The organism is Caldimonas tepidiphila, assembly GCF_003569765.1.
Taxonomy (GTDB): domain Bacteria; phylum Pseudomonadota; class Gammaproteobacteria; order Burkholderiales; family Burkholderiaceae_C; genus Caldimonas; species Caldimonas tepidiphila.
In genome coordinates this window covers 259-13,041 of the sequence record NZ_KZ983974.1, presented here as the reverse complement: position 1 = coordinate 13,041, position 12,783 = coordinate 259, and the positions used below count along the sequence as shown (strand labels likewise).

At 67.0% G+C, this 12,783-nt stretch carries 9 protein-coding genes and 4 pseudogenes; 9 read left to right on the top strand and 4 right to left on the bottom strand.

Going from position 1 to position 12,783, the window contains the following annotated elements; genetic code table 11:
- Positions 1-235 precede the first annotated feature (235 nt).
- Both D3A59_RS03975 and D3A59_RS03970 read left to right on the top strand, forming a co-directional pair.
- Positions 236-3,040: a methyl-accepting chemotaxis protein gene (locus tag D3A59_RS03975; protein ID WP_119153618.1), complete on the top strand. Its 2,805-nt coding sequence runs from the start codon at positions 236-238 to the stop codon at positions 3,038-3,040.
- Positions 3,041-3,111: 71 nt separating this feature from the next.
- Positions 3,112-4,575, top strand: coding sequence for a chemotaxis protein CheW (locus D3A59_RS03970; RefSeq protein ID WP_119153617.1), 1,464 nt, complete (start codon positions 3,112-3,114; stop codon positions 4,573-4,575).
- Positions 4,576-4,625: 50 nt separating this feature from the next.
- On the opposite strand, the gene D3A59_RS03965 is transcribed toward D3A59_RS03970, so the two are convergent.
- The 3 genes and pseudogenes from D3A59_RS03965 to D3A59_RS03955 form a co-directional block, all read right to left on the bottom strand.
- Positions 4,626-4,838 carry a HupE/UreJ family protein gene (locus D3A59_RS03965; RefSeq protein ID WP_119153619.1) on the bottom strand — a complete coding sequence of 71 codons (213 nt, stop codon included), beginning with the start codon at positions 4,836-4,838 and terminating at the stop codon, positions 4,626-4,628.
- Between the two features lie 200 nt (positions 4,839-5,038).
- Positions 5,039-5,213, bottom strand: a pseudogene (locus D3A59_RS25910) (IS6 family transposase); the annotation flags it as partial.
- Between the two features lie 76 nt (positions 5,214-5,289).
- Positions 5,290-6,243: pseudogene (locus D3A59_RS03955) on the bottom strand (IS1595 family transposase).
- 151 nt (positions 6,244-6,394) lie between these two features.
- Here D3A59_RS03955 and tnpA (D3A59_RS03950) point away from each other — a divergent pair.
- The 7 genes and pseudogenes from tnpA (D3A59_RS03950) to tnpC (D3A59_RS03925) all read left to right on the top strand — a co-directional run bounded on the left by tnpA (D3A59_RS03950) (position 6,395) and on the right by tnpC (D3A59_RS03925) (position 12,199).
- Entirely contained in the window at positions 6,395-6,757 is a 363-nt protein-coding gene (tnpA, locus tag D3A59_RS03950) for an IS66-like element accessory protein TnpA (protein ID WP_119153616.1), read from the top strand.
- A complete protein-coding gene (tnpB, locus tag D3A59_RS03945) occupies positions 6,745-7,086 on the top strand; it encodes an IS66 family insertion sequence element accessory protein TnpB (RefSeq protein ID WP_170162294.1) in 342 nt (113 codons plus the stop codon). Before tnpA (D3A59_RS03950) ends, tnpB (D3A59_RS03945) begins: the two co-directional genes overlap by 13 nt.
- A gap of 64 nt (positions 7,087-7,150) precedes the next feature.
- Positions 7,151-8,723: pseudogene (gene tnpC / locus D3A59_RS03940) on the top strand (IS66 family transposase).
- A gap of 181 nt (positions 8,724-8,904) precedes the next feature.
- Positions 8,905-9,585, top strand: coding sequence for a hypothetical protein (locus D3A59_RS25210; RefSeq protein WP_157991392.1), 681 nt, complete (start codon positions 8,905-8,907; stop codon positions 9,583-9,585).
- 165 nt (positions 9,586-9,750) lie between these two features.
- Positions 9,751-10,194, top strand: a complete 444-nt coding sequence (tnpA, locus tag D3A59_RS26835; RefSeq protein WP_119153615.1) for an IS66-like element accessory protein TnpA — start codon at positions 9,751-9,753, stop codon at positions 10,192-10,194.
- The gene (gene tnpB, locus D3A59_RS03930) at positions 10,170-10,520 is read left to right on the top strand and encodes an IS66 family insertion sequence element accessory protein TnpB (RefSeq protein WP_119153614.1); all 351 of its coding nucleotides are present in this window, start codon (positions 10,170-10,172) and stop codon (positions 10,518-10,520) included. Before tnpA (D3A59_RS26835) ends, tnpB (D3A59_RS03930) begins: the two co-directional genes overlap by 25 nt.
- Before the next feature lie 80 nt (positions 10,521-10,600).
- The gene (tnpC, locus tag D3A59_RS03925) at positions 10,601-12,199 is read left to right on the top strand and encodes an IS66 family transposase (RefSeq protein WP_119153613.1); all 1,599 of its coding nucleotides are present in this window, start codon (positions 10,601-10,603) and stop codon (positions 12,197-12,199) included.
- Positions 12,200-12,257: 58 nt separating this feature from the next.
- Here tnpC (D3A59_RS03925) and D3A59_RS03920 read toward each other — a convergent pair.
- Positions 12,258-12,776: pseudogene (locus tag D3A59_RS03920) on the bottom strand (IS6 family transposase); the annotation flags it as partial.
- Between the last annotated feature and the right edge of the window lie 7 nt (positions 12,777-12,783).

Sequence of the window (12,783 nt, the reverse complement as noted above, 5' to 3'; positions counted from 1 at the left end):
GGGCAGGGACGTGGAGCAGTCATGGCAAACCACCTCCTGCTTCACTGCGAGCATCAGCCGTGCCTAATCCAACAAAGTACCGCTAGTAAATGAAGGGATGTTACTCGGGTGTTCCATCGACCACACCGACTCGGCGGATGTCCCAATAGCGGCTACCGCACGCGGCGGGCCCAACGTGCGGTGGCCGCACTGCGTAGCGGCACACCACCGTAAGCCTTCAAACCTCAAGGTGACTATGTCTCCGCAAACAACGTCGGCCCCTGCCGATCTGCATGCCACGCTGGAGTCGGCGCTGGCGCTCAGCCACTGTCTCATCACCTTCGATGCACGCACGGGCCTTGCCAGCACTGCCAACGCCTTCGCCATCGCACAGCTCGGATGGGATGACGCAACGCTGCAGGAGCTTCACCATGCTGAACTCTGTGTGGGCAGTGATGGCGAGGTGGCAGCCGCATGGGCCGCAGCGCTGGACGACCAGCCCCGCATGTTCGCGCTCGGCCTTCGCTGCGCGGGGCGAGGCGTGCTCGGCATGCGGGGCAGCTTCAGCCCCTGCCGCGGCGCCGACGGCGAGGTCGCACAGGTGCTGCTGCTTGCCTGGGCCGCCGAGACAGGGGACAACGGGCTTGCAGACTTGCAGGCGCGCGCATGCGCTGTCGATCGCGCGCAGGCAGTGATCGAGTTCGACCTAGAAGGCACCATCCTTGCGGCGAACGAGAACTTCCTGCAGCTCATGGGCTACTCACTTGCCGAGGTCAAGGGGCGGCACCACAGTATGTTCTGCGAGGACGGCGACGCGGCCTCCAACGAGTACCGGCAGTTCTGGGAGCGGCTGCGTGCCGGCCGGCATCATGACGGTGAGTACAAGCGCATCGGGCGCGGCGGCCGCGAGGTCTGGATCCGTGCCAGCTACAACCCAGTGCTCGACGCCGCTGGTCGGCCGTTGCGTATTGTGAAGTACGCGATGGACGTCACAGCCACGAAGATGAGCAACGCCGAGTACGAGGGCAAGGTCGCCGCCATCAACCGGGCGCAGGCGGTGATCGAGTTCGACCTGCAGGGCCAGGTGCTGGAGGCCAACGACAACTTCCTCGCACTGATGGGCTACTCCCGTCACGAGGTGATCGGCCAGCACCACGGCATGTTCTGTTCCCCTGAGTTGGTGCGCACCCCAGCCTACCGCCAGTTCTGGCAAAGGCTCGGCCGCGGCGAGTACGACGCGGGCGAGTACAAGCGCGTTGGCAAGGGCGGGCGCGAAGTGTGGATCCGCGCCACCTACAACCCCATCCTGGACCCCAACGGCCAGCCGATGAAGGTCGTGAAGTTCGCGCTCGACGTCACGGCCGAGAAGATCCAGGCCGCCGACGCCGAAGGCCGGGTGCGCGCAATCGAGCGCGCGCAGGCGGTGGCCGAGTTCGACGTGCAGGGCCATCTGCTGACCGCCAATGCGGCCTTCCTCGCCGCAACGGGCTACACGCTCGAGGAGTTGCGGGGGCGTCACCACCGCATCTTCTGTCCGCCCGGGCACGCCAGCACTGAGGCCTACGTGGAGTTCTGGCGCCGGCTCGGCCGCGGCGAGTCCGAAGCGGGCGAGTACAAGCGCGTGGCCAAGGACGGACGCGAGGTCTGGTTCCAGGGCAGCTACAACCCGATCTTCGACGCTGACGGCCGGCCGATGAAGGTTGTCAAGTATGCGCACGACATCAGCGCATCGAAGTTGCGCAATGCCGAATACGAGGGCAAGGTCGCGGCGATGCAGCGCGCGCAGGCGGTGGTGGAGTTCGACCTGGGAGGCCAGGTGATCGAGGCCAATCGCAACTTCCTCGAGTTAATGGGCTACGCGCGCGAAGAGGTGCTGGGCAAGCACCACCGCATGTTCTGCGAGGCCGCGCTCGCACAAGGCGAGGCCTACGCCGATTTCTGGGACCGGCTGCGCCGAGGCGAGTACGTGAGCGGCGAATATCCGCGCATCGGCCGCAACGGCCGCGAGTTGTGGATCCAGGCCACCTACAACCCTATCCTCGACTTTGAGGGCCGGCCGATCAAGATCGTCAAGTTTGCCGTCGACGTCACTGACACCAAGCGCCGCAACCTCGAGTTCGAGGGCAAGGTTCAGGCGGTCAACCGCGGCCAGGCGGTGATCGAGTTCGACCTCGACGGACGGGTAGTGCACGCGAACGACAACTTCCTGCGCACGATCGGCTACTCGCTGCGCGAGATCGTCGGGCAGCACCACAGCATGTTCTGCACGCCTGACTACATCGTCTCGCGCGAGTACCGCGACTTCTGGCTGCGGCTCGGCAAAGGAGAGTTCTTTAGCGGTCGCTTCCACCGGATCGGCAAGTTCAACCGCGACGTTTGGATCCAGGCCACCTACAGCCCGATTCTTGACCTGCGGGGCGAGGTGGTGCGGGTGGTGAAGTACGCGCACGACATCACCGAGCAGGTGCTGCTTGAGCGCCTGGTCAGCGAGCGTACCCGGGAGATGCGCGAGAGCGTCGACACGCTGTCGGCAACGATCGCCGAGATCTCGCGCCAAGCGGCCCTCGCCGGTACGCTTTCCAGCGAGACGCAGGCCGATGCCGAGCGCGGCTCGCAGTCGCTCGGCAAGTCGCTGGAGGCAATCGAGTTGCTGAAGCACTCCTCGCGTGCGATTGCCGACATCGTCGAGGTAATTGGGGACATCGCAGGCCAGACCAATCTACTTGCCTTCAACGCCGCGATTGAGGCCGCACGCGCCGGCGAGCACGGAGTAGGCTTCTCAGTGGTCGCGGGCGAGGTGCGCAAGCTGGCCGAGCGCAGTTCGCAGGCTGCGCGCGAGATATCCAAGCTGATCCAGGAGTCGGGCGTACGAGTGAGCGTCGGTGACGAGCGCACGCGCGAGGCGCGCCAAGCCCTTGAGCACATTGCCGGCAGCATTAAGCATACCGGCGGCTCGATCCGCCAGATCGCCGAGTCGGCCACCGCGCAGCAGATGGCCTCGCGACAGGTAGCGCGGCTGCTGGAACAGCTTAACCGTAGCGATACGGGCGGTTCACCGTGAGTGCTGCTCGCGCTCCGGGGCCACGTGCGGAGGACGAGCCGGCTAACTCCGGCTGCAGCACGCTCGGTCTGATGCGTCTCGGTGGCGTGCTGCTCGGGTTGCCGGTGCACGCGCTGCGCGAGGTCCTGCCCTGTCCAGCAGTGCTTGAGTCGATGCCAGCCGCGACGCCATGGATGCGGGGCGCATTCAGCCTGCGCGGCACGGTGATCCCGGTGCTGGACCTGCGTCCGGTGCTCGGTTTGGCCGCGGACGGGCCGGTAGCCAAGGTGGTCGTGGTGATGCGCTGGCAGCAGCGCCTGCTCGGCCTGCTGGCGGAGGCGGTGTGCGGCATCGCGACAGTTGAGGCGCAGCGCCTGAGTGTGCTCTCCGCCGCCCCCGGCGGCGCAGCGGTGCCGACCACTCACGCAATCGAGTTGCCTGAGGGCGTTGTGACGGTCCTGGACGCGCAGCGCCTGGCGGAGCTGCCGGGTGTGACGCTGGTACAGGAACCGCCTGCCGGCATGCACGGCGTACAGGCCGTGCAGCACGAGCCCGTGCTGCTGCTGGCAGCTGAAGGGCTGCTGCTAGGGGTACCTGCGATGCTGGTTGATGCCACGGTGCCGCAGGTGCGTCCACGCGCCTCGGCGCTCGCGTCTGGGCTGTGCCTGGGTGTGATGAAGCACCAGGGCGGCGAGGTGCCGGTCGTCGACGCGCTGCGGCTTGCAGGCTTGGCACGATGCAATGAGAGCGTAGCGAGCACCGCGATTGTCCTGCGCTTGGGCCAGGGGCGGGTGGCGCTGCTCGTCGACGAGGTGAAAGACCTGCTCTATCCACCCGCCGAGCACGTACTTGCGATGCCGGCAATGACACTGCAACAGGCTGAGCTTTTTAAGGGCGTGCTCGAGACCAGTCAGCTGCAGCCCTGCTTGTTGTTCGATGCGGCAGCGCTCGGTGCGTACCCGCCGCTGCAGGGGCTGGCGCGCTTGAGCCGCGCAGCCGGAGACGCGGGCGGGCTAGACGGTAGGGCGCAGGCCAGCCAGCGCGATACCGTCCTGACCTTTCGCGTTGGCATCGAGTTGGCCGCATCGCTGAGGCAGGTCGTGGAAATTGTGCCCCTGCCTGAAAGCATCGCGCCGCTCAGGGCCTCGGACGGCGCGATGCGCGGACTGTTCATCCACCGCGGCGCCGTCCTGCCGCTGCTCTCGCTCGCCGGACTGCTTGGTGAGCCGGAGACCCAGCTGCTTGCGAGCGAGGCACGCGTGCTGATCGTTGGGGAGGAGGGCGCACGCGTCGGCTTGGCGGTCGAGGCACTGCACTCAATCGAGCCGGTGCATTGGCAACGGAGCGGCCCGCCGCCGCAGCGGGGTTACTTGAGCGAGCGGCGCGTCGCCCAATCGCTGGTGGAGGTAGGCATGGGCGCGGAGCGGCGCACGCTGTCGCGGCTCGACTTGCAGGAGGTGGTGCGGGGGCTAATGCATGAGGTGGCACCGGCCGGCTGTGTACCCGGCGGCGGGAGGCGGCAGGACCGGGTCCCCTCTTCGAACCTACTCCAGTAGGCCGAGTCCAACGTCCGGGGCTGCTCCAGTCCTTCAGGCTGACAGCAGGCTCAGGTCCGCTCTACCAGCCACAGCGCCGCCAGCGCCGCGATTGCCGTCGAGCCCAGCCGCACCGCGCCCAGCCGGTACAGCCCCGTCTCGCGCAGCGCGAAGGCGAGCGGCAGCAGCAGCGCGACGACGAGCAGCTGGCCCAGCTCGACGCCGAGGTTGAAGCCAAGCAGCGGCAGCGCCAGTGCGCCGCGCTCGAGCCCCAGGTCCTGCAGCGCGCCGGCTCAACGCCGGGCGCTTCGTCTGGCCCCGCGAGGGCAGCGCGACCGTGACGCTCAGCCGCGCGCAGCTCGATGCCCTGGAGCACCGCACCGGCCCCGGCGAGCGCCGGTCGGCGACTCAGAAGGCCGCCACGTTCGGTTCTGTCGCGATAAGACTGTGCGACCCAGTGAAGCCGCAGGGGGGGGGCCGCAGATCAGAACGCCAGGGAGTAGAACTGGGCTGCCGCGGACGCGGCCTGCCTGCCCTTCAGGGCAGTTCAGCTGCCCCTTGCGAATCATATGCATCGTCTCGATGCCGGCAATGAGGCGGCGCGCGCAGCAGTGCGTCTTGAACCCCAGCATCGGCCGCACGATGCGCTTGATCGCCCGTAAGCGGTCCTTCAACCCCGTCCTTGAGCCCGGGGCTGTGAGCTGACAGTATGCGGCCGGCGAACTCATGTCCTGATTAGAAACGAGGCTCAGCCTTCCTGATGGTGCGCTGGGTCTTCGGTTCAGAACGCGCGACATCGACGATGAGACAGGCGACCAGGCCCTTGAGGTCGAACCGGTGATTGAAGCGGTAGGCAAATCCTGCCAGGTACGACGCGGCGTACTTGTGGAACTTGAAGCTGTGGTGCGCCCCGGCGAAGGTCCTCTTGAGGTTGCCCAGCACGGTGTTGACCCACTGGAACTGGGGCAGCTCGCGCGGCTTGGCGCGTCCGACCACCGAGGGCTCATGCAGGCACTTCGCGTCAACGACGGCACCGAAGCACGCCAGCGCATCGCTGACCACGATCGTGCCGGGCACAAGGCTCTTGCAGGCCCACTCGCGGATGGCCTACGAGGTGAAGCCGCTCAAGGCCGCGAGCTTGAGATGCCGGGGATGGCCTTCTTCGCTCACCGACACGGCGGCAATGAACGGCGTCTTGCCCTCGGTGCCCCGGCCCGTGCTGCCGCCGCTTCTCTCGCCGCCGAGGTAGGCATCGTCGAGTTGCACCGTGCCGTCGAGCCGGTGTTCTTCCTCGCACTGCGCCATCACCTGCAAGATCTTGTGGTGCACAAGCCAAGCCGTGGGGTAGCTCACCCCAAGTTGGCGCTTGAGCGCCTAGGCGGAAAGTCTCGTCTTGGCCTGGCTGAGGAGGAAGATCGCCAGGAACCAGGTCGTCAGCGGCAGCTTGGTGCCGGAGAAGAGGGTACCGGCGGTCAGCGAGGTCTGATGCCGACAGGCACTGCACTGGAACAGCTGGCGGCCCTCGTGGCGGACCGTGCAGTGCGGAGTGCCGCCGCAGCGCGGGCAGGCAAAGCCGTCGGGCCAGCGCGCTGCCCTGAGCGCCTGGTCACACTGCTCCTCGGTGCCGAAGCAGCGCTGGAATTCCACCAGCGACATCCCTTGCTGGAACTGGATGCGGTTCATCGACATGGCCTGTCTCCTCGAAGGACCTGCCATGAGCCTATGCCCTTCGGTGGCTCGTCACATGAGCCAGCTGAGCCTCGTTTCTAATCAGGACTCATGTTGAACGAAGGCGGCATGGCGGAGAGGATGGCGCCCACCTATTTCGCAAGTGGACACCATGGAAGAAGCCAAGCCGCGCTCTCGTCGCCGTCACAGCGATGAGCTCAAGGCCGAGGTCGTTGCCGCGTGCCAGAAGCCGGGCGCGTCGGTCGCGGCCATTGCTCTCGAACACGGTCTGAACGCCAACCTCGTGCACAATTGGCGGCGCCTCGCACGGCGCGAACAGACGCCGGGGACTGGCGCTGATGCGATGGCAGTGAGCCGCGAGTTCATCGCGATGCCGCTGCCGTCGCAGCCCGTGCACACGCCGCTTCCGGACATCTGTATCGAGCTGCGCCGTGGCCCGGCCACCGTCACGGTGAGCTGGCCGCTGCAGGCGGCCAGCGAGTGCGGGGCATGGCTGCGCGAGTGGCTCAAGTGATCCGCATCGATGCGGCCTGGCTGGCGGTGCAGCCACTGGACATGCGAGCCGGAACCGACACGGTGCTGGCCCGCGTGGTGGCGGTATTCGGTGCTGCCCGTCCCCACCATGCCTACCTCTTCGCCAACCGCCGCGCCAACCGGATCAAGGTGCTCGTGCACGACGGCATCGGCATCTGGCTGGCTGCCCGTCGGCTCCATCAGGGCCGCTTCGTCTGGCCGCAGCTTGAGGCCTCGACGACCGGCCTGAGCCACGCGCAGCTCGACGCCCTGGTGCTGGGACTGCCGTGGCAGCGCATCGGCGAGCACGGCGTCATCAGCCTGGTCTGACGCCTGGGCAATCGGTGCGTGCGCCGATGGGCCGAGGATCCCTCGTCTGGCATCCTCGCTCCCCATGGTCGATCCGGCACAGCTCCAGGACATGAACGCGCAGCAGCTGCGCGAGCTCGTGCACTCGCTGGTCGGCAAGCTCGCAGCGCAGGACGAGGAGATCGCGCGCAAGGACCGCGAGATCCAGTTCAAGCAATGCAGGATCGAGCAGCTCAGCCACGAGATGGCGGTGCTTAAGCGGCTGAAGTTCGCGGCCCGCAGCGAGGCCTTCTCCAGCGAGCAGCGCAGCCTGCTGGAGGAGTCGATCGACGCGGACCTGGCCGCCATCGAGGAAGAGCTCGAGCGGCTTGCGCCGACTCCCGAGGCCCAGCAGCACAAGAGCAAGCCGCGTCGCGCCCCGCTGCCCGCGCAGCTGCCTCGCCGCGAGATCCGCCACGAGCCCGAGCGCAGTACCTGCAGCTGCGGCTGTGCGCTCGAGCGCATCGGCGAGGACGTGGCCGAGCGGCTCGACTACACGCCCGGCATGTTCACCGTCGAGCGCCATGTTCGCGGCAAATGGGTCTGCACCAGGTGCAAGACGCTGACCCAGGCGCCGGTGCCGCCGCACGTCATCGACAAGGGCCTCCCCACCACTGGGCTGCTCGCGCAGGTGCTGGTGGCCAAGTACGCGGACCACCAGCCGCTGTACCGGCAGGAAGGGATCTTCGCTCGGGCCGGCCTGGCCATCCCGCGCTCGACTCTGGCGCAATGGGTGGGCGCGTGCGGCGTGCAGTTGCAGCCGTTGGTCGACGCGCTCAAGCACGAGTTGCTGCGCCACGAGGTGCTGCACGCCGACGAGACGCCGGTGGCGATGCTCAAGCCCGGCAACGGCAAGACGCACCGCGCGTACCTCTGGAGTTACTGCACCACCGCCTATGCCGAACTCAAGGCCGTGGTCTTCGACTTCGCCGAGAGTCGCGCCGGGCGGCACGCCCAGGCGCTCCTCGGCATCGGCACCGACTACGCCTTAGCGAGGCAAGCTCGTGTGCGATGACTGCAGCGCCTACAAGATGCTCTTCGCACAGGGCATCACCGAGGCGGGGTGCCTCGCGCACGCACGGCGCAAGTTCTACGAGTTGTGGGCCCAGCACAAGAGCCAGATCGCCGAGCAGGCGCTCGACTTCTTCGGCCGGCTCTACGAGGTCGAGCGCGAGGTCCGAGACCTGAGCCCCGACGAGCGGCGGCGCATCCGCCAGCAGCGGGGAGTTCCGGTAGCCGATGCGCTGCACGAGTGGCTGCGGTTGCACCGGCAGCGCGTCCCCGACGGCTCGGCTACCGCAAAGGCCATCGACTACAGCCTCAACCGCTGGGCGGCGCTCACGCGCTACCTCGCCGACGGCGACTTGCCGGCGGACAACAACTGGGTCGAGAACCAGATCAGGCCCATTGCCACGGGGCGCAAGAACTGGCTCTTTGCTGGGACGCTGCTCGCCGGGCAGCGCGCTGCGGTCATCATGAGTCTCATCCAGACGGCGAAGCTCAACGGGCACGACCCGTATGTCTACCTCCGTGACGTGCTGACGCGACTTCCGACCCAACGGGCACGCGACCTTGCTGACTTGCTGCCCCACCGTTGGGCGCACTCGATTTCACAATGACCGCATACCGTCATTGAGCGGTAACGCGGTGTCCAGGCGCGAACGCCCGGGTTTGGCCGGAAGCAGGTCACTAGGCGGCGTCTGCTTCAGGGCGAGGTAAGCTTGTTTGATGTGTTCCAGCCCTTCGACATCTCCCGAACCGCGAATTGCTCCGTACAGCGTCGAGTTTTTCGAGCTCCAGTTGCGCTTCGCGAAGAGGGTTGCCGAGTTGTCTGGCACGCCGTTTAGAGAGACAGTCGGCAGCCATACGAACCTCTATGTCCGCCTCGCAATGGGGCAGTTCTTCGACGCAAGTGACCCCGAGTGGCAGCAGTACGTCGAAGGGCTCCTCGGCGCTTCTGACCAGGCAGCGTGGACCCACAGGGTTCATCTTCAGCGGCTGCGCTTCCATTCAGGACCTGTACCTGCCCGAGCCGAGGGGTGCTTCTCCTATGAAGCCATTGGCGAGCGTTGCGTCCGGCTCCACTTCCACACGGACGTTAGCAAAGCGGCATTGACGAGGGAAACCTGCAGTGATCGCCTTAGGGAGTTGGCGAGTCTGTTTGCATACCTGAAGGCCTCATCGCCCGACGGCATGAAGGTCGTCGGCGCGTCGTGGCTATACAACCTGCATTGCTATCGGCGTCTTTTCCCCGGCCGCTATCTGGCAAGCCTTCGGCCAATTGAACACCCCTATCAGCGCATGCCTTTGTGGGGGCAATTCCTCAGGCGCGATCGAACAGTTCGTCCTGAAGCTGCGCGTTGCTTTCTGGCGGGACTCGCGCGCGCAAAAAGCTTGCTTGAGCTTTCCCGGTGCTTTCCGTTGAACGTCCAGACCACGACAGCTCCTGCCACATGGTTCTACGATCACTTGAGCTTGTGACCTTCCGCGCTCGGGCGTTCTCGGTCTTGAAGCCAACGCCATTGGGCGACCGCAATAGGACGGCAAGCAGTTCGTGCCCTGAAGCCGCGTCCGATGTCAACCTGACTTCCCAGCGCGCTTACAGCTGACAGCCTACGTTCCCACGTAGACGAACATGGGAACGTAATGACAGACGATCTGGAAGAGCTCAAGCGCCGGCTGGTGGTGGGGCGCAAGAGCGACGGGCGCAGTGTGTACGACGAGAAGGCGAAGTCCGAATTGGTGGCGTTGTGCCTGCAGCCCGGCGCCTCGGTGTCGCGCGTGGCGCGCGAGTGCGGGGTCAATGCCAACCAGGTCGGGCGCTGGCTTCGCGAGCATCGGCAGGGCCGCCGGGAGCACGCGGCCGTTGCCGGTGTGGCGCCGACGCCGGCGGCGTTCGTGGCGGTGCCGGTGGTGGCTGCGCCGGGCGCAGGAGGCGACGGCGAGGATAGCGAGCCTGCGGGGATGAGGTTGCAGGCCCGGCTGCCCAACGGCGTGGCGGTGGAGCTGCGCGGTGTTGACCTGCGACACCTCGGCGAGGTGATCGGCGCGCTGGGGAGGCTGCGTTGTTCCGTCTCGACGAAGACCTGAAGGTCTACCTGCACCGCGCGCCGGTGGACTTCCGGCTCAACATCAACGGCCTGGCAGCGCTGGTGCAGCACGCCCTGGGGCTGGACCCGTTTGCCGCGTGCGTGTACGTGTTCAGCAACCGCCGGCGCGACCGGGTCAAGATCCTCGGCTGGGACCGCAACGGCTTCTGGCTGCTGCTCAAGCGGCTGGAGCAGGACCGCTTCATCTGGCCGAGCGAGGAGGAGGTGCCGACGCTGACGGTGGAGCAACTGCACTGGCTGCTCGAAGGCATCGACATCGGCGTGGTGCGGCGCCATCCCCGGCGCGTGTACGAGCGGGTCGGCTGAGAACGGCAGTCGCGGCGGCGTGCCACTGCGGCAGATCCGCATGGCGCCGCGGCCAGCGGCTTGAGGACAATGCGCCGCAGATGCCCGACACGCCAACGCTCGAAGAATTCACCGCGCTGCAGCAGGCGCTGGCCCGTGCGCGCGAGCAAAACGAGTCGCTGGCGGGCGAGCTGCGGGTGACGCGCACCGAGCGCGATCTGCTCAAGGAGCAGCTCAACAAGTTCAAGCGGCAGCTGTTCGCCGCCAGCAGCGAGGTCGCTGGCCTGCACCAGAAGGATCTGTTCTTCAACAAGGCCGAGAGCCTCGGCTCGCAGGCGGCGCCGGCGGCCGAAGAGACGGACGACGACAAGATCGACGTGCCGGGCCACAAGCGTGCCAAGCGCGGGCGCAAGCCGCTGGACCCTGCGCTGCCGCGCGAGGTGGTGCGCCACGAGCTGCCCGAGGGCGAGCGCGTGTGCCCCCACGACGGCGCGGTCCTGCGCGAGATCGGCGTGGAGGTCAGCGAGCAGCTGGACATCGTGCCGCAGCAAGTGCGCGTGATCCGCCACGAGCGCGTGAAGTACGCCTGCCCCTGCTGCGACGGGGCGCTGCGCCTGGCGGCCAAGCCCGCGCAGATCATCCCCAGGGGCCTGTTCACCGACAACGCGCTGGCCTGGATCGCCACGTCGAAGTACCTCGACGGGCTGCCGCTGTACCGGCAGGCGGCGCTGCTGGGGCGCTTCGGCGGCACCGACATCTCGCGCAACACGGTGGCCGCCAGTATCGTGCGCGTCGGACAGGCCGTGCAGCCGGTGGTCAACCTGCTGCGCGACGAACTGCTGGAGGCACCCCTGGTGTTCGGCGACGAGACCGAGCTGCAGGTGCTCAAGGAAGCCGGGCGCAGCGCGCAGGCCAGGAGCTACGTCTGGGCGCAGATGACCGACGGCTCGGGCCGAGACGGCACCGGCCCGCCGATCCGGCTGTTCAGCTACTCGCCCAGCCGCTCGGCGAAGACGGCCCTGGAGCTGTATGCCGGCATCCGCCCGGGGGCGGTGCTGATGAGCGATGGCTACGAGGTCTACGACACCGTGGCGCGGGCGCACCAGCTCGTGCACCTGGGGTGCTGGACCCATTGCCGCAGGTACTTCGTCGAGGCGCTGCAGGCCGTGCCCAAGGAGCAGCGCGGGCCGCAGCACCTGGCCGCGCAGTTCATCGCGCTCATCGGCCAGCTCTACCAGGTCGAGGCACAGGCCCGGCGGGAGGGCATCGACGCGCAGGAGCTCGGGCGCCGGCGCAAGCGCGACAGCGCGCCCGTGCTCGCTGACATCGAAGCGCTGCTGCTGGTCAAGCTGCATGCCGTGCTGCCCAAGAGCCTGCTGGGACAGGCCTTGCACTACCTGGCCTCGCAGTGGAGCAAGCTGCGGCGCTACGTCGAGGACGGGTGCTACAGCATCGACAACAACGCGCAGGAGAACGCCATCCGGCCGTTCTGCGTGGGGCGGCGCAACTGGCTGTTCGCCGACACGGTGGTCGGCGCCCAGGCCAGTGCGAACCTGTACTCGCTGTTGCAGACCTGCCGGGTCAACGGCATTGACGGCTACCAGTACCTGCGCGCGCTGTTCGCCCGCTTGCCCCAGGCTCGCACCGTTGATGACTACGTCGCACTGCTGCCCTGGCGCATCGATCTGACCGCAGCCTGAGCGAGCCTTACCTCGACACCGCCATCGTGGCAAGAGACGGGGTTGATTGATCGCTTACGATCGCCCGGTGGTCCTGCTCGACGATGTTGTTGAGGTACTTCGCCTGACGCAGCTCGATGGCGGCCTCATGGTCGGCGTTGTAGCCCGTGATCGTTGCCGTGTTGGCGCTGCTCTTGTCGATGGTGATCTTCTCGGGCTTGCCGTACAGCGCGATGGCGCGCTCCAGGAATCGACGGGCTGCTGCCGAGTCGCGTTTGGCCGTGAGCAGGAAGTCCACGGTGTGGCCCTGGCGGTGGACTGCGCGGTACAGATACTGCCAGCGGCCTGCGACCTTGAGATAGGTCTCATCCATACGCCAGCTCTTGCCCTCGGACTGCTTGTGTCGGCGAAATGCTGCCGCAAGCACCGGCAGCATCTTCAGGGCCCAGCGATGAACCGTGGCGTGATCGACCAGGACGCCGCGCTCGTGCATCATCTCCTCGATGTGGCGCAGGCTCAGCGGATAGGCGGCGCACCAGCGAACGCAGGTCAGCATCAACTCCAGCGGGTAGTGCAGCCGCTTGATCACCTTGCGCAGCGCCTCG